We start from the raw sequence: 22,889 nt of genomic DNA on the forward strand, positions 1-22,889 counted from the left end.
GAGTGCGATATGGCGACCGTAAAAAACATGACCCTGCTGAAAACGCTTGCCGCCATTGCGTGGGCCGATGGCGAGATGAGCGAATCGGAAAAGAACATTCTGAAACGGTTCTACCGCAAGTTCCACCTCACGCAAAAGGAGATGGACAGCCTGAAGCCTTACCTGCTGGCGCCGGTGACCCGGGAAGAACAGGACCGCTTACTGCAAAAACTCTCGCACGAGTTCGGATCGAAAAAGGAGCGTGACCGGGTAGTGCAGGTGATGGAGGAAATGGCCGCCGCCGACAAGAGTTTGAAGGACGAGGAACGCGAATTGCTGGAAACCTTCGCTAAGCATCTCAAAAAGTCGTCCATCACCCGGCGCACCGTGGGCAAGATCCGTAATTTTTTCGAAAGCACCATCTTCCAACCCGCGTACGAAAAAAATCCGCAACTGCATCAGTATTTCCGCAACCAGATTTTGAAGAGCATCGAATTGAAATCCAACGGCAGTGTGAAGAAGGGCCGCATCTCCGAGGAGGACCTGTACTTCATCTGCCTGTTTGGCACTCTGCTGGCTTCCGTGGCGCACGTGGACGAGGAATTTCATGAAGAAGAAAAGAAGGCGCTCAAGAGCGAATTGAAGAAGCGTTTCGAGTTCACACCGAAGGAGCTCGATCTGTTGCTGGAGGTGGTTTCCGAACAGGCCCAGCGCGGTTACGATTTTGACGAGGTGACGCGCGAGTTCAACAAGCTGTATTCGTACAACGACCGTATGGCAACGGTGGATTGTTTCTTTGCCGTGGCGGCGGCGGACGGCAATATCTCGCATGAGGAATCGGAGGAAATCCGCCGCATCACCAAAGCCTTGCGCATTCCGCACAGCGCCTTCAAGGCGTCCAAGGTGCGGGCGTTGAACAAACTGCGCGGGCGTTGAGGACGGAAAGCGTGTTGGAACCATTTCGCTTTCCGGTTCCCGGGTTGTGGGTTTGACGGGCCATGAATCCTGACAATAAAAGGAAAAAGTTTCTTGGCATTCTGTTCGAATGTTGCAACGTGTACCGTCGCATTTATCTCAACAAGGACGGCAACGCGTATGAAGGCCGCTGTCCGCGTTGCTCCCGTGAGGTGCGGGTGGTGATCGGTCCCGGCGGCACCGACCAGCGGTTCTTCCGCGCTTATTAATTCTCCTCATACTTCTCATTTCGCATGAAACTGGTGGTGCAGAGAGTCTCGGCTTCCGCTGTCTCGGTGGGTGGGTTTGAGATCGCGCGCATCGGGCGCGGACTCATGATCCTGTTCAGCGCGGAAAAAGGCGACGGCGACGCGGCCGTCGATTGGCTAGTGGACAAGACGGCGAATCTGCGCATCTTTCCGGATGAGGCGGGCAAGATGAACCGGTCGTGCCTTGACATCCAGGGCGAGGTGCTGGTGGTGTCGCAGTTCACGCTGGCCGGGGACTGCTCGCGCGGACGGCGGCCCGGATTCGACAACGCCGCGCCGCCGCAGGAAGCGGAGCGCCTCTACCGCCTGTTTGTGGACCGGTTCACGACTACCGGGTTGAGCGTGCAGGAAGGCCGCTTCGCCGCCGACATGCAGGTGGAAATCCACAACGACGGCCCGGTGACGTTCATCCTTGAGCGTTGAGGGGGTTCACGTTCAGGTCATGCCGTTTGAGCAGGCGCTTCAATTCCCGGTCGCCATACTGGTATTTGCGCGCGAAGACACCCAGGTTGTGGCGGCTGGTTTCGGCTTCTTCCAGTTTGTTCTGCCGTGAAAATTCCCGTTCCGCCACCGCCATGTACAGCAGGGCGTTTTCTCCCACTTCCAGTTGATCGTACAGCAATGCCAGCTTGTAATACGCCTGCGGCCGGTCGGGGTCCAGGCTGATGGCGAGATTGTACGCGTCCACGGCTTTTTCCGGTTGTTGATTGAGGTGGTACAGCTCCGCCATCTCCAGGAACGTATCGGCATCGCCGGGGCGGTAACGAAGCGAGGCTTCGTAGTGTTCCAGCGCTTTGTCGTATTGCTTGAGGTCGGCAAAAGCGCGGCCGAGCCCGATGCGCAGGGTGGGGTCGGTGGGTCTCAATCTCTGCGCTTCGTGCAGGTGGCCGAGCGCCAGCAGTTTGTTGCCGTGCCGGGCGTGGTACGCGCCCAGGTTGTAATGCGCGGCCGCCTCACCCGGGTTGAGGTTCAGCGCCACGGTGTATTGCTGAAACGCATCGTCGTCCATGTTCAGCGTCTCATACAACGCGCCCAGGTTGCTGTGCACCCGCGCCACGTCCGGGGCGAGGCGGGACGCAACGCGCAGTTGATGCGCGGCCTTGGTTTTTTCTCCCAGATGCCGGTAGGCGATGGCGAGGTTGTTGTGCACCTCGAACCGCGACAGGCCGTTGCGGAGGGCTCCCTCCAGCACCGCCACGGCGGCGGAGTATCTCTCCCGCGCGATCAACACCGCTCCCAGGTTGGCGGCGGTTTTGGGATCCTTACCGTGCAACTGATGCGATTGCCTCAGCCACTTCTCGGCGGCGGCAAGATCTCCCAACTGGTACATCGCCCAACCGAGATCGCGCAGGGCCTGCGTGTGGCTTTTATTGAGGCGGACGGTGTCTTTCAGGTGATGCGAGCCGGCCTTCCAGTTGCCCGCGGAAAGGTAAGCGACCCCCAATTGGTAATGCGCGTCGGGGTCCTGCGGGTTGGTTTGCAGGCGTGACGCATACTCGGCAATGCGCCGCTGGTACTGCGTGTGGGGATCGGTGCAGGCGGCGGTCGAAAGCGCAAGCAACACGACGCACGCCATCAGCGTTCGGGTCATAAATAAAGGATCGCAGGAATGAATCGGGCCTGCAAGACTTAACGGCGAAAGAGGGGGACTTCTTGAATGGTCCCGATCAATGCGGGATCGAGGGAATGGCGGAAAGCGCCAACTGCATGAAGGTGGAGGGGAATATGCCCATCAGCAGAATCGCGGCGGAACTGACGGTGACCAGCGCGGTCATGCCGCGGTTGCTCACCAGTTCGGTCTCCGTCTCGCTTTCGTGGAAATACATCATGACAATGATGCGCAGGTAGAAGTAAACGGCGATCATGCTGGCCAGCACGGCAAGCACGGTGATCAGCACGTAGTCCTGCTTGATGGCGGCGACGAACACGTAGAGCTTACCGAAGAATCCGGCGGTGGGCGGGAACCCGGCGAGCGACAACATGAACAGGCTCATCGCCGCAGCCATGAGCGGGTTGCGCTTGGCCAGGCCCTTGAAGCGGTAAATGGAATTCGATCCCTTGCCTTCGCCTTCCACCATGTACACCACGGCGAATGCGCCGACATTCATGAACAGGTACACGGCGAGGTAGAAGATGATGCTGGCCATGCCGTCCTGGCTGTTGGCGACGATGCCGATCAGCAGGTATCCCGCATGCGCCACACCGGAATATGCCAGCATGCGCTTGACGTCGTCCTGAAAGATGGCGGCGATGTTGCCCACCAGCATGGTGAGGACGGAGATGCCGAACAGGAAGGGCATCCAGACTTCCTGCAATTCCGGCAGGGCGATGTAGAACACCCGCGCGATCAAAGCGAAGGCGGCGGCCTTGGTGGCGACCGACATGAAGCCCGTCACCGGCGTCGGCGCGCCCTGGTACACATCCGGAGTCCACGAGTGAAACGGCACCAGCGAAACTTTAAACGCCAGCCCACAGAACATGAGGGCCATGCCGATGTACACCAGCGGATTGTGCGTGTAGGGGTTTTCGTGAAGCAGTTTGCCGATCAGGCGGATTTCCGTGGTGCCGGTGCCCGCGTACATGAGCGCCATGCCGTACACCAGAATGGCGGAGGCGAATGCACCGATCAGCAGGTACTTGACGGTGGACTCCTGCGACGCTACGGTCTCCCACGGCAGGTGATCCACGTCGCCGGGTTGTTCGCGTCCCGTTCCGTGCTTGGCGTTGAACCCGCATAAGATGTATAGCGAAATGGAGAAAATCTCCAGCGAGATGAACGCAGTGATCAGGTTGCCGGACTTGGCGAGGAACATCATCCCCACCACCGACATCAACAGCAGTGAAAAATATTCGGCTTTGTTCTGGTGGTCGGGCCGCGGGTAGCGGAACGAGGCGATGATCGCGAACAGCGACATCACCAGAAAAATCAGGTTGAAGGTCTGGGAGAAGCGGTCGTGGATGAGCGCCCGGCTGAACATTTCCGGGTCCGCACCGTCGGCGACGGTGGGCGCGGAGCTCCACAGGTAGCACGACAGCAGAAGGGCGGTGACGATGCCCGCGGTGGCCGCCTTGGCCAGGTACGAGTTTTCGTTGAATGCCTTTTTCAGGCCCATCAACAACAGCAGAAGTGACGTCGCCATCAGGATCAGTTCCGGCGAGATGGCGATCCAGTTCATGTCTTCGAAGTTGATGTTGGCGGTCATAGTGTGCTGAATCCCGGTAATCTGGGGTTGGAATCAAAACGAGGCGGTGAGCCCGGTTCACGCGTAGTGCGTGTTGTAAATCATTTCCCCCGGATTTTCAAGAAAAGTTTGGTTTGGCGGCGAAGTGGGGGAGGTGGTGAAAGTCCCGTCGATTCCGGCTTTTAACCGGTGGATGCGCCGGGTGCGGAGCCTTCTTCCTGGCCCAGTTCCGGGTACACCTGCCCGGCTTCGAGGATCACCCACCGGTCCGAGGTGTCCCCCACCACGAGGTCCAGGCTGTCTTTCAGGCGGACGAGCGCGACGATGTCCAGCGGCAGGCGCACACGGATGGGGTCTTCGTGGTTCTGCCCCTGCAGGTGGAGGAAGTCGTGGTCGATCTTGGTGACGAGAAAGATGTCGTTGATGGTTTCGACGATGTGGCTGATTTCCTTCAGCGTTTCGCCGGTGGCTTCATCGAGGTGGTGGCTGAGCTTCAGGCAACGGTCCTGCGACTTGGTGAGCTTCAGGATGACGGCGTCCATCTGGATGCCCTGCAGGCCGTGGTTGAGGTCGCGCTTGTCCAGCCAGCGGAAGAAGGAATACAGATCGAACAACACCTCGTTGGTCTCGGTTTTGGTGGATACGGAGTTGAACGGCAGGAAACCGACGACAAACCGGCTCAGGTGCGCCAGGTTGATCTCCATCGGTGACGAGACCACTTTCCGGCCGTCGGGGAACTCCACGTACTCAAGGCCGGACTCCATCAGGCACGAGTGGAACAGTGATAGGCTTTTGCCCAACTCGGGCGTTGGCTGGTCGTGTGCCGGGGCGATGCCCTGCGATCTGGCATAATCTTTCATCACCTCGTACAGTTCCATGAATCAGTCCCGTAGCGAGGGCGACTTGACGAGGCACGTTTTCAACACTTCGAGCAGGCGTTGAAACTCCCCGGTGCGGATATCGCCCATGTTGGCGATGCGGAAAATGGATTTTTTGAGGCCGCCCTGTCCCGCATAAATGACGTACCCCTGTTTTTTCAACTCGTCGTGAAGCGTTTCGTAGGTGATCCCGTCCGGCAGTTTGAGTGCGGTCAGGCTGTTGGAGCGGTTTGCGGGATCGACCAGGTACTCGAGGCCCATCTCGTCGAATCCCTTCCTCAGGAGAGCCGCCGCGGCGGCATAGCGTGCGATGCGCGCGGTCACGGTTTCCTCGATCAACTCGTCAAGCGCTGCTTCGAACGCATAATGGACCTGCACCGCCAGGGTGAACAAGGTTTCGCCCGCTTCCTGCGCTTTCAGATTCTTGTGCAGATCGAAGTACACCGACCGTGCCGGGTGCGTGGCCAGCGTGTCCACTTCCTCCTTGCGCACCAGCACGAATGACACGCCGGGGAATCCCTGCAGGCATTTGTTGGCGGTGCCGACACAGTAATCGACGTGACTGCGTTCAAAGTCGAGCGTGTCGCCGGCCAGACTGCTGATGGCGTCGATCAACAGTTTCTTGCCGTAACGGTGTGCGAGTTCTCCGACTTCGTGTACGGGATTGAGCAGGCCCGTGGTGGTTTCGTGATGCACCAGCGCCACCAGTCCGATTTCGGGGTGTTCTTTCAACGCGCGTTCGATGTCGTCGAGCGACGGCGCCACGCCCCATTCGCAATCGACGGTCACCGTGGGGATGCGATGCGTTTCGGCCATGGTGGCGATGCGTTCGCCGTACACGCCGTTCCGCACCACGAGCATGGCCTGTCCCTCCGCGACGCACGAGGACACCGCCATCTCCAGCGCGGCGGTGCCGGAGCCGGTGATGAGCGCTGTCAGAAAAGCTCCCTCCAGCCCGAAGGCATCCAGCAGTTTTCCACGGATGGATTGCACCAGTTCGGCGCATTCCGGTTCGCGGTGGCAGAGGTCCGGTTGCAGTAAAGCCTGGCGCACGCGTTCGGTGACGTTGACCGGGCCGGGATTCAGTAGGATGATGCGGTTCATATGCGGTAACCTTTAGGAAAGTTGCCCCACTATAACACCCTGCCCGGAGCGGGCCAAACGAATTGAAATTGGGTTCGGGGCTTTATTAATTTGCTAACATTATTATATGATTCGTTGCGCAAGAGCAGGCCACCCGAACCGGAGTTTGCCGTTGTCCTTTTTGAAGCAGTTGGGTTGTTGGACCCTCGCCGGGTTCGGGATTTTATTCATGGCCGCCCTGCCTGCGCGGGCCGAGGGCGAAGGCTCGAAGCTCATCATCCCGCAGGTGAAGTACGATGGCGGTTCGTACAAGCCGCGTCCCGACGCGGTGGAGAGCCTGCTGGCACAGGTAGCGAAGCGCACCTCGATTGAGGTTCAGCGCGAACCGCTGGACCTCGCGCCGACCGACCCCACTCTGTTCCACCATCCTTTCCTTTATCTGGCGGGTGACCGCGAGTTCAAACCTTTTTCCGACGACGCCATCAACGCGCTCCGCGATTATTTGAACTTCGGCGGGTTTCTGTTGATCGACGACAACTCCGGAAAACCCAATTCCGGATTCGACGCATCCGTGCGCCGTATGCTGGACCGGCTGTATCCCAACACGCCGCTGGAACGCATTCCGCGTGACCACTCGATCTTCCGCTCGTTCTACCTGATCAACCAGGTGGTGGGGCGGGTGGTGGTGAAGCCGTACCTGGAAGGCATCACCAGCAAGGGACGTACAGTGCTGGTGTACACCAACAACGACCTTGGAGGTGCGTGGTCGAAGAACAAACTCGGCCACTGGAACTTCGACATGGTCGGCGGCGGCTACCTGCAACGCAAGTTGAGTCTGCGCCTCGGCGTCAACATCGTCATGTACGCGCTCACCCTCGATTACAAAAAAGACATGGTGCACCTGCCCATCATCCTTGAGCGGTTGCGGAGGTATTCCGGCCGATGAATTTTCTGGGCACGCTGTTCGGGCAGAACTGGGAAGAGTACAACGCGTGGGAACTGCACTGGGCGCTGGGCGAGAACCGCTGGATTCTGATGGCGCTCGTGGTGCTGGCGCCGCTCATGCTGTGGTTTTTCTGGACCAGTCTGCGCAAGGTGCGAAGCCTGCCGCGCAAAACGGTGCTCTATGCCCTGCGCGTTGCAGCTCTGGCGTTGCTGTTGCTCCTCATTCTGCAACCCCGGCTGGAACTCAAAAACATCCAGCCTCTCAAAAACACCATTGCCGTGCTGATCGACGACAGCAAAAGCATGTCGATCAAAACCTTTCCCGAAGAGGTGCCGCGCAAACGACAGGTGGACGACGCGCTGACACGGCATAAGGACTGGCTGGCGGGACTGGGTACGAATTATAACGTCGATTACTATTTCGTCTCGGATCACATCGACCCCGTTCGTGCGGAGGAGGTGGCGGCGCGGTACCAGCCGATCAACGTGAACACCGACCTCGCCCGCGTGTTCCACGAAGTGGTTCAGCAGTACGAGAACAAATCATTGCAGGGCGTCCTGCTGTTTTCCGACGGTGCGGACCTCATCCAGGACCCGGAGGATTTGTCCGAGGATTTCGAGCAGACGCTGGTGAAGCTGGCCGGACCCATCCACACTCTGCAGGCAGGCACGAACAAGCAGTTCAAAGACCTTGCAATCGAAACCGTGGACGCGGCGGATTTCGGCTTCGTCAACCAACCGGTCAAGGTGTCGGTGAAACTGGGGGCGTACGCCATCGGCAACAAGAACATTCCCGTGGTAGTGAAGGAAGGCGACAAGATCCTGGTATCGCAGGTGGTCTCTTTAAAGGAAGACGAACAGGATTACCGGGTGGAGATGGAATTCATGCCCGTGCGCATGGGTAAGCATATTTATTCGGTGACGGTGCCCGTCTTCGCGGGTGAGGCGGTGGAGACGAACAACCGCTGGGATTTCCAGGTGAAGGTGGTGCGCGACCGTCTGCGCGTCCTGCATCTGAACGGCCGTCCTTCGTGGGACTCGCGCTTTCTGCGCGAGGTGCTGATCAACAACCCGAAAGTGGACCTGCTTTCGTTCTTTATTTTACGGACACTCAGCGACGATGTCGATGCGCCCACTTCGGAGCTCAGTCTCATTCCGTTTCCGTCGAACCTTCTGCTCAGCGACTACCTGGGCTCGTTCGACCTGGTGGTGTTCCACAACTTCCGCTACAAACCGTTTCTCGATAAAAAATACCTGTCCAATCTGAAATCGTATGTGGAAGAGGGCGGCGCGTTTCTGATGATCGGCGGCGACCTGTCGTTTCAGGGCGGGGGATACGAACGCACGCCGGTGGAGGAGATCCTGCCCGTCGAGCTTCAGCACGCCTCGCAACCTTATGCTGACAAAACCTATTCGATCCAGGCGACGGAGAAGCTGGGCAACCACCCCATCCTGCAACTGGAAAGCCGCAAGGATGCGAACCGGAAAGCCTGGCAGTCCTTGCCGCCGCTACAGGGATTGAACCTGGGCCTGGTGGCGGCGAAGGGAGCGCAGGTGCTGGCCACGGCGAAGGTCGATGGTAAATCCCTGCCGGTGCTCGCGGCGCGCAAGGTGGGGGAGGGACGCACGCTTGCCATCGCCACCGACTCCGCCTGGTACTGGAATTTCCGCCGGGTGGGGGAGGGCGGCAGTGGACGCCATTACCAGAAGCTGTGGGAGAACATCCTTGCCTGGCTGACGCACGACCCTGAAACGCGCCTGCTTAAAGTGGAAACCGACAAGGAAAAATACCGCGAACACGAAAAGGTGCTGGTGCAGTTCAAGCTGGTTGGCGAGGATTACAATCCCCTCGTGGGCAAGCCGGTGGAGTTGACCCTCAGCACCTGGCCCGACCGCAACACGCTGAAGACGGAATCGATCGCCACCGATGAAAACGGCGAGGGTCGTTACGAATTCCACCCCGGGCGCGAGGGTTTCTACGCCGCGCAGGTTTCGGTGAAGCAGGGCGACCGCACGCTGACCGAGCGCGAGCTGTTCAGCGTCACCAGCCCGCAGGTGGAGTTTCAGAAACCGCGCGTTCAGCCGGAGTTATTGAAGACGCTCTCCGAGGTTTCCGGGGGGCGCTACCAGGTGCTGAAAACGGACACGCGGCTGGACACGCTGACCTTTCCCAACCCGGAGGTGGAGATCAAGACCAGCAAGCTGTTCGTCTCGTTATGGGACACCTGGGCCGCCTACGGCCTGATCCTCGGATTTCTCTTTCTGGAGTGGTACCTGCGCCGGAAGTCAGGATTGAGTTGAGGATGCAAGAGAAATGCGTGAGGCCCGCGCAACCTTCTTGTGAATCCTTTTGCCTTGCGTTACCATCGAATTCAATACCTTTTACCCATTCAGGCTCATTTTAAAATGCTCGAAGACAAGAAAACACATAAAGGCCCGGCGCTTCGGATGTGGATCCGCGACCGCGTGGTGTTTCTGGCACTCATGATTTTCGGGTTCGGTGCGTCGGCATACATCCTGTCACCGCAGTTGTTCCCGGCGCACAGCATCTGGCTCCACCCGGTTAAGGAGTTCTCCCTGCTGATCGCCATGATCGGTGTCGTGTCTTTGGGCTACGAGCTGTTTCTGCGCGAGCTCACCTTCAATGAATACAAGGAGGCCCTGCAGGAGATCGTCAATCCCGACGCGGTGCGCCTCGGTATCCAGGGCATTTACAAGAACCGCTCGGAGTTGGGCAACGCCACGTCCTTTGAGGTGTTGTTCAAGCGGGTGAAGCACGAAATTTTCATCGGCGGCACGTCGTTGCTGTCGATCTCCACCGGGAGCCGCGACTTGTTGCGGGAGAAGGTGCTGAGCGGGGTCAATGTGAAACTGTTGTTGATGGACCCGCAGTCCCCGGTGGTCGATCTCATCAGCCGCCAGGCATACGGCAAGTCGACGTTCCTGAATGAGATCAAAACCTCGATCCTGCTTTTGCAGAAACTGCAGGAAGAGATCGAGTCGGTCGAGTCGCCGGCCAAGGGCAAGTTCATCGTGCACACCTACCGGTTCATCCCGTCGCACTCGTTCATTTCGCTCGACGTGCAGGAGCCGGGCGGACTCATCGTAGCGGACATCGGTCCGTACCTCGGGCGCAATTTCCAGCGGCCGAGCATAGTGCTCATCAACAAGAAACACGGCTTGTACGATCACTACCGCGACCTCAACAACTCCATGTGGCAGGAGAGCCAGCCGCTCACCCCGAGCTGGCTGGTGGGCGAAGGGCCGAAAACGCGGACCCAGGTTTTCGTCAGCGGCAAGGATACGGAAGTGTACGACACCGAAACCGAAAACTGGCGACCCGCCGAGATCTGCCAGGGCAGTGACGACTGGCGCGGCATCAAGGGAAGCATGTGGGTGTGGGTCCGGGAGCAGGTGTCGCTGGAGGAAGCGAAGACCGGCACCCAGCACGGCTTCCGCCTGAAGTTCGATATCCCGCCGGGAACCAAATCCATGCCGCGCGCCGAGCTGTTCCTGCGTGCCGACGACGTGTGCCGAGTTACGGTGAACGACGTCGGCCTGAAGCAGGATTACGGCGGGGCGGAGTACCCGGAGCCGTTCATCATCAACTGCGACGATTTTCTGCGGGAAGGCACCAACGAAATCCACTTCGAGGTCATCAACTACGCCAAGCCGGATTCGACCGCGCCGGAAGACAACCCCTCCGGGCTGATTTACCGTCTGCACCTGGAATACCTGGAAGGGTGAGGCGCGGCCGGTCCACGGCCCCGGAACCCGCAAAATCGAGCGTTCACCTGTGCCGGACCCTGCAAACCCAGTACACCACCCGCCTTCCCCCCGCTGCATCTCAGTTTGGTGACGGCGGGGCCCCGCGACCCTTATTTTTCATCGGTATTTTTATAATTTACTGAAAATCAGCCCATTATAGGATTTTTCCGGCACGGCGGCTTTCCCGCAAAAGAGAGGGAAAACAGGAATTGACAGGGTATGGTGGGGCTAATATAATCGCCCATTCCAGTAGTTTCTGGAACCCTTAAACGGGTTTTGGGTAAAATGGGTCTATATGGATGGGAGACGCCGACTACTCACCTTCCAGGAACATTTGACCGGAGGGTGGAGTTGATTGAAATTGCCTTCGTTATGCAGGCATCCCCCCTTCCCGAAGAAACAAACGGAAACTCCAAGTGACCGAATATATTTTTGTCAGCGTATTTGCCGTCGTGGCGCTGGTCATCGTGCTCGGAATCCTTTTTCTTTCCATGGTTCTGGGCCCGCGCAAACCCACCGCTGAAAAGAACATCGCCTACGAGTGCGGCATGCTCCCCTCCGAAGAGGCCAAGGGCCGGTTCCCGGTCCGTTTCGCCACCATTGCCATGCTATTCATTATTTTCGACATCGAAGTGGTGTTCATGTACCCTTGGGCCGTCGCGCTCGATGAATTGAAGCTGTTTGGCTTGGTGGAAATGGTCATTTTCATTACGATTCTGGCTATCGCCTATGTGTACATCTGGGGGCGAGGAGGTTTGGAATGGGATTGATGGATGAAGCGGTCGATGCATTTGAGACCGAAGTCAAGAACCTGCAACTGAACGCCAAAGACGCCTGGGACCAGCTTTCCGCGGATTACTCTGGCGCGCTGTACGACACCATTCTCACCACCAAGCTGGGGAAGGTGATCGGCTGGGCGCAGAAGAACGCCCTGTGGCCCGCGACTTTCGGGTTGGCCTGTTGCGCCATTGAGATGATGGCCATGGCCAACAGCCGCTGGGACGCCGCCCGTTTCGGTGCGGAAGTGTTCCGCGCTTCCCCGCGTCAGGCGGATTTGATGATTGTGTCGGGCCGTGTGTCACAGAAGATGGCGCCGGTCCTCAAGCGGATTTACCAGCAGATGCCGGAGCCCAAGTGGGTCATCGCCATGGGCGCGTGTTCTTCCTGCGGCGGCATCTTCAACAACTACGCCATCGTTCAGGGCGTGGACCGCGTGGTGCCGGTGGATGTTTACGTGCCGGGGTGCCCGCCGGGTCCGGAAGCCCTCATCTACGGCATCATCAAGCTCCAGGAAAAAATCATGAACGACGCCGGCACCGAGCGGGCCAAACAGAGGGTGGCATGACCGGCGAAGAACTCGTTGAAAAAGTGCGGGCCTCCCTGCCGGACGCCATCATCAAGGCCGAGGTCACGCTCGGCGATGCGGTGGTGCATGTGGAAGCGGAAAACCTGTTGAAGGTTGCGGGTTTCCTTAAGGAGAGCCCGGAGCTGGATTTCCATTATCTGTCGCACATCACCGGCGTCGATTACCTGGAAGAGGAGCGCGAGCCGCGTTTCGAGGCGGTGTACGAACTGCACAACCTGGACCGGGGCGACAGCATCCGCCTGCGTGTCGGGCTGGATGAAGACGACCCCAAGGTGCCGACGGTCTCGGAACTCTGGAAAGGCGCGCTGTTTCCTGAACGCGAGTTGTTCGACATGTTTGGTTTCCAGGTGGAAGGCCATCCCAACCTCAAACGGCTCATCATGCCGGAGGACTGGGAAGGGCATCCGCTTCGCAAGGATTATCCGCTGGTGGTCGAGGAAGTGGCCTTCTCCCACAACCCCGAACACAAGCAGGAATTGATCAAAGATAAAAAAGATATGAGTCCAACGCCATGGGAGTAACCGAACAAGGCCTGCTGGAACGCGAAAAAGACACCATGACCCTCAATATGGGTCCTCAGCACCCGAGCACCCACGGGGTGTTCCGGATGGTCATGGAAATGGACGGCGAGCTGGTGCAGTCGTCGGAACCGGACATCGGTTTTCTGCACACGGGCATCGAGAAGACCGGCGAGGTCAAACGCTACGAGCACTGCATCCCGATGACCGACCGGCTCGATTACCTGAGTCCGCCGCAGAACAACCTTGCGTTCTGCCTGACCACGGAAAAACTGTTGCAGTTGGGCGAACTGCCGCCGCGCGCCGATTACATCCGCGTCATCATGGTGGAGCTCAACCGCATCGGCAGTCATCTCATCTGGCTGGGAACGCACGCGCTGGACATCGGCGCGATGACGGTGTTCCTCTACGCCTGGCGCGAACGGGAGATGATCCTCGACCTCAACGAGATGCTGTCCGGCGTGCGTATGATGACGAGCTTCATCCGCATCGGTGGGGTCGCCAAGGACGCGACGCCGGAATGGATCGACGGCGTCAAAAAGTTCGTCGAGATTTTCCCTTCCAAGGTCGATGAATATGAAAGCCTGCTGACCAAGAATCCCATCTGGCTGGACCGCACCCAGGGCATCGGTACCTTCAACCGCGAGGAGTGCCTGAACTGGAGCATGAGCGGCCCCGTCCTGCGCGCCGCGGGCATCAACATGGACTGGCGCAAACTGCGTCCGTATTCCCGCTACAACGAATTCAAGTTCGACGTGCCCGTCAAGGAGCATGGCGACATCTACGACCGCTACCTGGTGCGCATGGAAGAGATGCGGCAGAGTCGCGAGATCATCAAGCAGGCCATCGAAAGCCTGCCCGGCGGGGCTTACCGCATTCCGGACAACAAGGTGTCTCTGCCCGCGCGCGACACCCTGCACACCAGCATGGAAGCGCTCATCCATCACTTCAAGCTGGTGTCGGAAGGCATCAACGTGCCGAAGGGCGAAACCTATGTGCCCACCGAAGGGCCGCGCGGCGAGGTCGGGTTCTACATCGTCAGTGATGGATCGAACAAGCCCATGCGCATGAAACTGCGCGCGCCGTCGTTCATGGGGATTCCGGGCATGTGCAAGATGATGGAAGGGGCGTACATCGCCGACGTCGTCGCCATCATCGGCAGTATTGATATCGTGATGGGGGAGGTCGATCGCTGATGTTCGTGTTCACCGACGAGGCGGAAAAGAAAATCGAAAAGATCATGGCGAAGTACCCGCCGGAACGGAAAAAATCCGCCGTCCTGCCGTTGTTGCACCTGGCGCAGGACCAGGAAGGATATGTGACGCCGGAGGCGATGGTGGAGATCGGCGCAAGGCTGAACGTCTCCCCGGCATACGTCGAGGGCGTGGTCACGTTTTACACGATGTACTTCACCAAACCGGTGGGACGCAACGTCATCCGCTTCTGCCACAACATCAGTTGCAAGCTCAACCGTTCCGACGAGTTGATGGCGTACACGGCGAAGAAGCTGGGCATCCAGATCGGTGAGACCACGCCGGACAAACGGTTCACCCTGCTGAAAGAAGAATGCCTCGCCGCCTGTTCGGAGGCGCCGATGATGATGGTCAATAAAACCTACCACGTGAATCTCAACGAAACCAAAATCGACCAGATTCTGGAAACATACAAGTAAGCCATGCAAGAACCCGTACTCATTTTAATGAAGGACATCGACACGCCCAATCTCACGTCGATCGACGTGTATGAGAAGACGCTGGGCGGGTACCAGTCGCTGAAAAAACTGTTTGAGACGAAGCCGGAAGACATCATCGAGACGGTCAAGGCATCGGGTCTGCGCGGCCGCGGTGGCGCGGGGTTCCCGACGGGGCTCAAGTGGTCGTTTCTGGCGAAGGACGTCTTCCCGCGTTACCTCTGTTGCAACGCGGACGAAAGCGAGCCGGGCACCTGCAAGGACCGCGAACTGCTCATGAAAAATCCGCACCTGTTGATCGAAGGCATGATCATCTGTTCCTACGCCTGCCGCATCAACACGGCGTACAACTACATGCGCGGCGAGTTCGCGGAGCTGGCGGACATTTTTGACAAGGCTCTCGAAGAGGCCTACGCCCGCGGCTATCTGGGCAAAAACATCATGGGATCGGGATTCGATCTCGACATTCACTCGCACTTGGGCGCGGGCGCGTACATCTGCGGCGAGGAGTCAGCGCTGTTGACGTCGCTCGAAGGTTGCCGCGGCGAGCCGCGCCTCAAGCCGCCGTTCCCGGCGGTGGAGGGGTTGTACAGCAAGCCGACCGTGGTCAACAACGTCGAGACCCTGTGCGCGGTGCCGTATATTTTCAATAACGGGCCGGAGGCCTACTCTTCCATCGGTACGGAAAAGAGCAAGGGCACCAAGATGGTCAGCGTGTCCGGCCACGTCAACAAGCCGGGCAACTACGAAGTGCCGATGGGCACGCCGACGCGCGAGATCATCGACAAGTGGGCGGGCGGTGTCAGAAACGGCAACAAGCTGAAGGCGTTCATCCCCGGAGGCTCGTCGGTGCCCATCCTGCCTGCCGACAGGGCGGATGTGCCGTACGACTACGAATCGTTGATGGAAGCCGGGAGCATGCTGGGTTCGGGCGCGCTCATCGTCATGGATGAAACGGTCAACGTGGTAGAGGAAACCCTGCGCCTCGCGTACTTTTACATGCACGAGTCCTGCGGCAAGTGCACGCCCTGCCGCGAAGGCACGCGCTGGATGCACCAGATTCTGTCCGAGATCATTCACAAGCAGGGCAAGCCCAACCAGATGGACCTGCTCAACGACATTTGCGACAACATGTCCTTCAAGTGTTTTTGTCCACTGGGCGACGCGGCCGTGGGGCCGGTGGCCAGCAGTATTAAATATTTCCGCGAAGATTATGAAGCACTGATCGAATCCCTGAAAACCGCCGACGCCGTCGGATAAAAAATACAGGTTCAGATTTTTATGGAAACCAAGACTGCACAGGATACCGTCACGCTGACCATCGACGACAAGGTGGTCACCGTTCCCAAGGGCATGGTGGTGGTGGACGCGGCGAAGACCGCGGACATCGAAATTCCCATCTTCTGTTACCACGAAAAGCTGGGACCGTTCGGCTGTTGCCGCATGTGCATGGTGGAAGTGGAGAAGATGCCGAAGCTCGCCACCGCCTGCACCCTGCAGGTCAGCGAAGGCATGGTGGTGCGCACCAACACGCCGAAGGTGGAGAAAGCCCAGCAGGGCGTGCTCGAGTTCACCCTGCTCAATCATCCTCTGGACTGCCCGGTGTGCGACAAGGGCGGCGAGTGTCCGCTGCAGGACAACACGTTCAAGTTCGGCCCGCCGGACACGCGCATGCAGTTCGAGCGTTACCACCGCGACAAGGCGACGCCTCTGTCTCCCGTCATCACCATCGATCGCGAACGGTGCATTGCCTGTCAGCGGTGCACGCGCTACAGCGACATCATCGAAAAAGACCAGGCGCTGGTCATGCGTCACCGCGGATTTCAGAACCGGGTTTCGACGTTCAACGACCGGCCGTACGACACGCGCTTCTCCGGCAACGTCATCGACATCTGCCCCGTCGGCGCGCTGACCAATACGGAATTCCGTTTCTCCGCGCGGTCGTGGGATCTGGACAACACCAAGACGCTCTGCGCGCACTGCGCCTGCAACTGCAACATGATCCTCGGCACGCGGCTCAACGAACTGCGCCGTGTCACTACGCCGGAGACGCCGAACGATGCGGTGGACGACGGCTGGATCTGCGACAAGGCGCGCTGGGGTCACGATTTCACCAAAAGCAAAAACCGCATCGCCAAGGCGAGGAAGAAAGGTCTGCACGATCCCATCTCGGCGCAGGACGCCTGCCGCGAGGTGGCGGAGAAACTGAAGGGGATCGTGGATGCGCATGGACCCAGCAGCGTCGGCTTCATCGGTTCCGGCTACGGTCTGAATGAGGAGCTGTATCTATACCAGCGGTTCTTCCGCGAGCAGTTGGGCACCAACAACATCGATCACAAAACGTATGTCGACACGCCGGGTCTGCCGGTGCCGAACTTCGACATGCTGGACATCGAGTCGAGCAAACTGGTTGTGGTGATCGCCAGCGACCCGACCGAAGAGTTGCCCATCCTCGACCTGCGGCTCAAAAAAGCGGTGACGCAACTGGGTGTCGAGATGGTGGTGTTGAACGATCAGGCGACGTTGATGGACAAGTACGCGACGCTTTCCCTGCGCTACGACGTTGCTTCCGACGGCGCGCTGTTTGCCGCCTTGAACTCTGCATTGAGCGGCACCGCACCCGCGGGCGAGGTTGAAAAGCAGGCGGGGGTTGCGGCCGACCGCATCGGCGCGCTGGCCGATAAAATCCGCGCCAGCCAGAAGACCACGGTGGTGTTCAATCCGGCGGCGCTCACGGGGACGTCCGTTCACACGCTGAAGCATCTGCTGAAAACGATGGGCGCATTGCCGGATACGTCGGTCGGGGCCATGCCCGCCGCACCGGTGACCAACGCGCTGGGGGCGATGGACATGGGCGTGCTTCCGGATTGTTATCCCGGTGGACTCGACCTCGCGCAGGCCGACGCCATCCGCGAAAAGTGGGGCGAGAACGCACCCTTGGAGCGGGGTTTGACGGCCTTGCAAATGATCGAGAAGGCAGCCTCGGGCGAACTGAAAGCGCTGGTCGTTTACCGTAATAACCCGCTGGTCGGTTTTCCCGGCGGCGGCAAGGTGAAGCAGGCTTTGGAGAAACTCGACCTTCTCGTCGTGCATGACATGATGGAGACGGAGACCGCGGCGATGGCCGACTACGTCATCCCGTCCAACGGACCCGGTTTCGACGAGGGCACGACCACCAGCATCGGCGCGCGGGTGCAGATGCGCAAGCGCGGCCTCACCACGGACAATCCGTCGGACTGGAAGCTCGTGTCCACCATGGCGAAGGCGCTGGGTGCTGACTGGAAACACAAAACGGTGTGGGAAGTCACCCAGGAGATCGCGGAAAAAGTAAACGGCTATGCTGAGATCCGGCAGAAGACGATCCGCAAAGCGGGACACAACCGCCAGCCCGTCGCCGCCGCCAATGGCGTTGCACCGGCAGGCGAAGCGCCGATGGCCAACGGATCCGGCGACGCTTTCAAGTTGCGCGTCTCGGAGGTGCTGTTCTGCCATGACAAGGTTCTGGATGCGGAATCGCGGCTGGCGCACCAGTTCCAGCCGTCCACGGTGCACCTGCATAAAACCGACGCCGACCGGCTGGGCCTCAAGGCCGAGCAGGAGGTGACGGTGGCCGGCAACGGTCACGAGGTGAAGGCCGAGGTGGTGATCTCCAACCGGTGCAATCCGGGATCGGTGGTTTTGCCGCGCGTCTCCGACGAGCAACGCGTGGCGGGTCTCATGGAGCCGGGGCAGACAGTGGCCTGGGTACAGATTAAAAAGTAACGGCGGGTTATAAGGAAAGGTTTGAGGAGTGATCGACAGCATCACTGAGTTTCTGGCGTCCTACGCCTACCTGTGGATCGGGATCATCAAGGCGGTGATCATCGTGGTCGGCCTGTTGACGACGGTCCCGGCTCTGGTCTGGCTGGAGCGGCGGCTGATGGGACGCTTCCAGGTGCGGCTCGGTCCGAACCGTGTCGGGCCCTTCGGCCTCGCGCAGGGGATTGCCGACTCGATCAAACTGCTCTTTAAAGAAGAGATCATTCAGAAGTCCGCGGACCGGTTTCTGTTTCTGCTGGCGCCGTCGATTGTGGTGTTCACGGCGATCGTCACGTTTTCCGCGGTTCCGTTCGGTGAAAGCTTCACGATCTTCGGTCAGGAAATCGGCATGTGGGGGGCGAACCTGAACATCGGCATCCTGTTCATCTTCGCCATCTCCTCGATGGGTATTTACGGCATCGTGCTCGCCGGCCTGTCGTCGAACAACAAGTATTCGCTGATGGGCGGACTGCGCTCGTCGGCGCAGATGATCAGTTACGAATTGACGCTGGGACTGGCGGCTTTGAGCGTCATCATCATGAGCGGGTCGCTGAGCCTCATCGATATTGTGAACGACCAGGCGACGTTGCCGAACATCGTGACGCAACCGCTGGCGTTTCTTCTGTTTTTCATCGCCGGTGTGGCGGAGACCAATCGCGCGCCGTTCGACCTGCCGGAGGCGGAGCAGGAACTGGTGGCAGGGTTTTTCACCGAGTACTCCGGCATGAAGTTCGCCATGTTTTTCCTGGGCGAGTATGTAAACATGATCACCATGAGTGCCCTGGTCACTCTTTTGTTTCTGGGCGGCTGGCATGGATACGTTCTGCCGGACGTTCCGTTCGTCTGGTTCGCCCTCAAAGTGTTTTTACTGCTGTGCGTGTTCATCTGGTTGCGGTCTACGTTTCCGCGCATCCGTTATGACCGGCTGATGGCGTTTGGCTGGAAGTTTCTTCTGCCGCTGTCGCTGGTGAACATGCTGGTGTACAGCTTTATTAAAGTCAGCACCCTCTGAACTTTCAGGATTTTTATATGTTACAAACCGTATTCAATGGAGCGAAAAACCTGTTGATCGGTCTGGGGGTCACCTTCCGCAACATGGTGTCCAAGCCCACCACGTTCAGCTATCCGGAAGTGAAGCGGACCATGCCCGAGCGTTACCGCGGACGGCATTTTCTGAATCGCGACGAGGATGGTTTGGAACGGTGCATCGGGTGCAGCCTGTGTTCCGTCAACTGCCCCGTCGGGTGCATCCATGTGGTTGCCGCGGAAAACGATCCGGAAAACCCGAAGTCGAAGGGCGAACGCTACGCGGAAGTGTACGAGATCAATCTCCTGCGTTGCATCTACTGCGGGTTCTGCGAGGAGGCATGCCCGGTGGACGCGGTGGTCCTGCGCGAGCACTATGAATTGGCCGACTATGACCGGCGGAATTACATTGCGACAAAGGAAGACCTGCTGGTGTACCCGGAACCCAATCAGTTCCGTGTGAACTTTCTCGGTAATACCAGCGTGGTGAACAAAAAGTAGTTCCCCAGGCGGAACGTAATTAATTCGACAGACCATGCGGAGCGGCACGTACGCTCCGTTGTGAACGACCATCGTCCGGTAAGGGCACCGGACACTCACCCAACTGGGCATTTTTTTGTTTTTCCCGGGCGGTTGAAGGAGAGGAGAGCATCACACCGTGATGGAAATGCTGGAGCAGGCGTTGAATTTCAACCTGCCGCGGGAAGTCGTATTCGATCTGTTTTATCAGACGGTGATCTTTGTCGTCGGCATGACTGCCGTCCTGGCATCGCTGGGGGTCATCCTCTGCACCAACCCCATTTATTCCGCGCTGTTTCTCATCGGCAACATGGTGTGCCTGGCGATGCTGTTTCTTCTTTACAGTGCGGAGTTCCTCGCCGCCGTACAGGTCGTGGTGTATGCCGGTGCGGTGATGATCCTGTTTTTATTCATCATTGCACTATTGGGCGCGCACAAGGAAAAGCCGGAGTTGAACCTGCAAGCCATGGCGGGATTCGCCTTTGTCGGCGCGTTGTTCTGCGAACTGCTGATGACGCTCCGCATCGGTACGAGCCGTCCCGTCACCGGCAACATCACCCCGGAAGTGCTGAGCGAAGTCGGCTCCGCCAAGGCCATCGGCATCGAGTTGTTTTCCAATCACATTGTTCCGTTCGAGCTGGCGTCGATCCTGCTTCTGGTCGCCACGGTGGGCATCATCACCCTGGCCAAGTTTCATTACCGTCCCGTGAGAAAGCGCTCGAGGTAATTTAAATTATGGAAAGCGAATTCGTCCTGATAGTCAGCGCCGCGATTTTTTCCATCGGCGCGGTGGGGTTTGTCATCCGCAAGAACCCGCTGGTCATGTTCATGTCGGTGGAACTGATGCTGAACGCGGTCAACTTTTTGCTGGTCGGCTATTCGCGCGAGTTGCAGTCGCTGGACGGCCAGATCTTCGCGTTGATCATCATGACCGTTGCCGCCGCAGAGGTGGTGGTGGGGCTGGCCATCATTCTCACCATTTTCCGGACGCGTCACGATTTGAATGTGGACCACATCGACGTGCTGAAAGGATAGACCGTTGTATTCGATCGCCTGGCTCATACTGCTGTTTCCGCTTCTCGGGTTTCTGGTCCTGAGCTGGTTCGGCTCGCGCCTGCCCAAAACCTGGGTGGGATGGGGCGGAAGCGGCACCATCGGCGCGGCGTTCGGCGTGGTGCTCTTGATCTTCGCCAGCATGGCGGGAGGCGAAGGCGACCCCGGCGGCTCCGTTGAGGTTCTCTACCACTGGATAGAATCGGAAACGTTCAAGCTCGACCTTGCCATTCTGGTTGACCGCCTTTCCATTTTCATGCTGCTGGTGGTGACGGGCGTCGGGTTTGTCATCCACGTCTATTCCATCGGCTACATGCACCACGACCCGGAATACGCGCGGTTCTTCTCGTACATGAACCTGTTCATTTTCTCGATGTCGGTGCTGGTGCTGGCGGCGGATTTCTTTTTCCTCATCGTCGGCTGGGCGCTGGTGGGTCTCGCCTCGTATCTGTTGATCGGGTTCTGGACGGAAAAACGTTCAGCGGTGCTGGCCGCACGCAAGGCGTTCGTCATGAACGTCATCGGCGACGTCGGCATGGTCATCGCCGCGCTCATGATTTTTGAGCGGTTCGGCTCGCTCACCTACACCGAAGTGTTTGCGCAGACGCAGTCCGGGTTCATCCCGAACGAGGGCACGATCCTGATGATCACCCTTCTTCTGCTGGTGGGGGCGTTCGCCAAATCGGCGCAGTTGCCGCTCCACACCTGGTTGCCCGACGCGATGGAAGGTCCCACGCCGGTCAGCGCGCTCATCCACGCGGCGACGATGGTCACCGCCGGTGTGTACCTGGTGGCGCGGTGTCATTCTCTCTATACGCTGGCGCCGTGGGTGATGTATTTCGTCGCCTTTGTCGGCGCGGCGACGGCGATTTTCGCGGGCACCATCGCGCTCACACAATATGACATCAAGCGCGTCATCGCGTATTCCACCATGAGCCAGATCGGTTACATGTTCCTCGCGGTGGGCGTTGGCGTGTTCAGCGCGGGCATGTTTCACCTGATGACCCACGCGTTTTTCAAAGCGCTGTTGTTTCTGGGCGCGGGCAGTGTCATTCATTCGCTCAACGACGAGCAGGACATCCGCAAGATGGGCGGACTCATGCGAACCATGCCCATCACCTTCGGCACCTTTTTGATCGCATCGCTGGCGCTCACCGGGTTTCCGCTGACCGCCGGGTTCTACAGTAAGGAAGCCATCATCATGCATTCGTGGTTCGCCGAGGAATACGGCAACTGGTTTTTCTGGCTGATGGCGGTGGCGGCGACGGGTCTGACGGGTTTTTACACGTTCCGCCTGTTCTTCTACACGTTCCTTGGCAACCTGCGTTCTCCAAACGCGCACCCTCACGAGTCGCCTCTGGTGATGACGGGACCGCTGTTGATCCTGGCCGTGTTCTCTATCCTGGGCGGCGCCTTTGGCCATTCAGTCGATACGTTCCTCGCGCCGGTGTTTGGCGGCGCGGTGCCGGTGCATCACAAAAACATCGTGCTCGAAACGGTGCCGCTGGTGGTGGCGCTGATCGGTATCCTGGGGGCGGTGGGTCTGTTCATGACGGGAAGCGGCCAGTTGGGATTCCTGCAACAGGTGTTCGCTCCGGTACACGACCTGCTTTACAACAAGTATTATGTCGATGAGTTGTATGATCTTTTGATCGTCAAGCCGGTCAAGGCGACGGGCAAGTTTCTCGAGGAGCGGGCGGAGAAGTTCGGCATCGATTTCTCGGTCGATCAGGTGGGCGAACAGGTGCGCGAGGTGAGCCGCCAGATCAGCATCTGGCAGTCCGGTAACGTACGGCTCTATGCGCTCAACATGGTGGCGGGGATGATCACCGTCCTCCTGTTCGTGATTTTTCTGTAACGA

The 22,889-nt window shown here is 58.8% G+C and carries 22 protein-coding genes; 18 read left to right on the forward strand and 4 right to left on the reverse strand.

All coding sequences use genetic code 11. The annotated features are described in order from the left end of the window. Positions 1-9: 9 nt before the first annotated feature. From J2S31_RS05170 to dtd, 3 genes are all read left to right on the forward strand, one after another. The gene (locus J2S31_RS05170; protein WP_237097999.1) at positions 10-915 is read left to right on the forward strand and encodes a tellurite resistance TerB family protein; all 906 of its coding nucleotides are present in this window, start codon (positions 10-12) and stop codon (positions 913-915) included. A 62-nt stretch (positions 916-977) separates the two neighbouring features. Then, positions 978-1,163, forward strand: a complete 186-nt coding sequence (locus J2S31_RS05175; protein ID WP_237098000.1) for a hypothetical protein — start codon at positions 978-980, stop codon at positions 1,161-1,163. A gap of 24 nt (positions 1,164-1,187) precedes the next feature. After that, on the forward strand, positions 1,188-1,625 hold the full coding sequence (dtd, locus tag J2S31_RS05180; protein WP_237098001.1) for a D-aminoacyl-tRNA deacylase: 438 nt from the start codon (positions 1,188-1,190) through the stop codon (positions 1,623-1,625). Here the strand turns inward: dtd and J2S31_RS05185 are convergent. The 4 genes from J2S31_RS05185 to J2S31_RS05200 form a co-directional block, all read right to left on the reverse strand. After that, complete coding sequence (locus tag J2S31_RS05185; RefSeq protein ID WP_237098002.1) at positions 1,609-2,793, reverse strand: tetratricopeptide repeat protein; 1,185 nt, start codon at positions 2,791-2,793, stop codon at positions 1,609-1,611. The two genes, dtd and J2S31_RS05185, sit on opposite strands and share 17 nt — an antisense overlap. Before the next feature lie 76 nt (positions 2,794-2,869). After that, positions 2,870-4,405, reverse strand: coding sequence for an NADH-quinone oxidoreductase subunit N (locus tag J2S31_RS05190; protein ID WP_237098003.1), 1,536 nt, complete (start codon positions 4,403-4,405; stop codon positions 2,870-2,872). Between the two features lie 161 nt (positions 4,406-4,566). Further along, positions 4,567-5,262, reverse strand: a complete 696-nt coding sequence (locus tag J2S31_RS05195) for a hypothetical protein (protein ID WP_237098004.1) — start codon at positions 5,260-5,262, stop codon at positions 4,567-4,569. 3 nt (positions 5,263-5,265) lie between these two features. Next, the gene (locus J2S31_RS05200) at positions 5,266-6,366 is read right to left on the reverse strand and encodes a 2-aminoethylphosphonate aminotransferase (RefSeq protein ID WP_237098005.1); all 1,101 of its coding nucleotides are present in this window, start codon (positions 6,364-6,366) and stop codon (positions 5,266-5,268) included. Positions 6,367-6,574: 208 nt separating this feature from the next. Here J2S31_RS05200 and J2S31_RS05205 point away from each other — a divergent pair, with 208 nt between their 5' ends. The 15 genes from J2S31_RS05205 (at position 6,575) to nuoL (ending at position 22,886) form a co-directional block, all read left to right on the forward strand. After that, entirely contained in the window at positions 6,575-7,291 is a 717-nt protein-coding gene (locus tag J2S31_RS05205; protein WP_237098006.1) for a DUF4159 domain-containing protein, read from the forward strand. Further along, positions 7,288-9,591: a glutamine amidotransferase gene (locus J2S31_RS05210; RefSeq protein ID WP_237098007.1), complete on the forward strand. Its 2,304-nt coding sequence runs from the start codon at positions 7,288-7,290 to the stop codon at positions 9,589-9,591. The genes J2S31_RS05205 and J2S31_RS05210 overlap by 4 nt, the downstream gene beginning before the upstream one ends. Positions 9,592-9,696: 105 nt before the next feature. After that, complete coding sequence (locus J2S31_RS05215) at positions 9,697-11,037, forward strand: hypothetical protein (RefSeq protein ID WP_237098008.1); 1,341 nt, start codon at positions 9,697-9,699, stop codon at positions 11,035-11,037. 437 nt (positions 11,038-11,474) lie between these two features. Continuing rightward, positions 11,475-11,828 carry an NADH-quinone oxidoreductase subunit A gene (locus J2S31_RS05220; RefSeq protein ID WP_237098009.1) on the forward strand — a complete coding sequence of 118 codons (354 nt, stop codon included), beginning with the start codon at positions 11,475-11,477 and terminating at the stop codon, positions 11,826-11,828. Then, positions 11,819-12,403: an NADH-quinone oxidoreductase subunit B gene (locus tag J2S31_RS05225; protein ID WP_005011814.1), complete on the forward strand. Its 585-nt coding sequence runs from the start codon at positions 11,819-11,821 to the stop codon at positions 12,401-12,403. The genes J2S31_RS05220 and J2S31_RS05225 overlap by 10 nt, the downstream gene beginning before the upstream one ends. Then, positions 12,400-12,945, forward strand: a complete 546-nt coding sequence (locus J2S31_RS05230; RefSeq protein WP_237098010.1) for an NADH-quinone oxidoreductase subunit C — start codon at positions 12,400-12,402, stop codon at positions 12,943-12,945. Before J2S31_RS05225 ends, J2S31_RS05230 begins: the two co-directional genes overlap by 4 nt. Next, the gene (nuoD, locus tag J2S31_RS05235; RefSeq protein ID WP_237098011.1) at positions 12,936-14,138 is read left to right on the forward strand and encodes an NADH dehydrogenase (quinone) subunit D; all 1,203 of its coding nucleotides are present in this window, start codon (positions 12,936-12,938) and stop codon (positions 14,136-14,138) included. The genes J2S31_RS05230 and nuoD overlap by 10 nt, the downstream gene beginning before the upstream one ends. Continuing rightward, positions 14,138-14,614 carry an NADH-quinone oxidoreductase subunit NuoE gene (gene nuoE / locus J2S31_RS05240; RefSeq protein ID WP_237098012.1) on the forward strand — a complete coding sequence of 159 codons (477 nt, stop codon included), beginning with the start codon at positions 14,138-14,140 and terminating at the stop codon, positions 14,612-14,614. The genes nuoD and nuoE overlap by 1 nt, the downstream gene beginning before the upstream one ends. 3 nt (positions 14,615-14,617) lie before the next feature. Further along, positions 14,618-15,892 (forward strand): NADH-quinone oxidoreductase subunit NuoF, encoded by a 1,275-nt coding sequence (nuoF, locus tag J2S31_RS05245; RefSeq protein ID WP_237098013.1) that lies wholly within the window; start codon positions 14,618-14,620, stop codon positions 15,890-15,892. A gap of 21 nt (positions 15,893-15,913) precedes the next feature. After that, a complete protein-coding gene (locus tag J2S31_RS05250) occupies positions 15,914-18,394 on the forward strand; it encodes a molybdopterin-dependent oxidoreductase (protein ID WP_237098014.1) in 2,481 nt (826 codons plus the stop codon). A 28-nt stretch (positions 18,395-18,422) separates the two neighbouring features. Next, positions 18,423-19,442: an NADH-quinone oxidoreductase subunit NuoH gene (gene nuoH / locus J2S31_RS05255; RefSeq protein WP_237098015.1), complete on the forward strand. Its 1,020-nt coding sequence runs from the start codon at positions 18,423-18,425 to the stop codon at positions 19,440-19,442. 17 nt (positions 19,443-19,459) lie between these two features. Continuing rightward, a complete protein-coding gene (nuoI, locus tag J2S31_RS05260) occupies positions 19,460-19,957 on the forward strand; it encodes an NADH-quinone oxidoreductase subunit NuoI (protein ID WP_237098016.1) in 498 nt (165 codons plus the stop codon). 157 nt (positions 19,958-20,114) lie between these two features. After that, positions 20,115-20,702: an NADH-quinone oxidoreductase subunit J gene (locus J2S31_RS05265; protein ID WP_371831628.1), complete on the forward strand. Its 588-nt coding sequence runs from the start codon at positions 20,115-20,117 to the stop codon at positions 20,700-20,702. An 8-nt stretch (positions 20,703-20,710) separates the two neighbouring features. Beyond that, the gene (gene nuoK, locus J2S31_RS05270; protein WP_005011796.1) at positions 20,711-21,010 is read left to right on the forward strand and encodes an NADH-quinone oxidoreductase subunit NuoK; all 300 of its coding nucleotides are present in this window, start codon (positions 20,711-20,713) and stop codon (positions 21,008-21,010) included. A 4-nt stretch (positions 21,011-21,014) separates the two neighbouring features. Beyond that, on the forward strand, positions 21,015-22,886 hold the full coding sequence (gene nuoL / locus J2S31_RS05275) for an NADH-quinone oxidoreductase subunit L (protein ID WP_237098017.1): 1,872 nt from the start codon (positions 21,015-21,017) through the stop codon (positions 22,884-22,886). Positions 22,887-22,889: the final 3 nt, after the last annotated feature.

The sequence above is a fragment of the Nitrospina gracilis Nb-211 genome, assembly GCF_021845525.1.
Lineage (GTDB): Bacteria > Nitrospinota > Nitrospinia > Nitrospinales > Nitrospinaceae > Nitrospina > Nitrospina gracilis_A.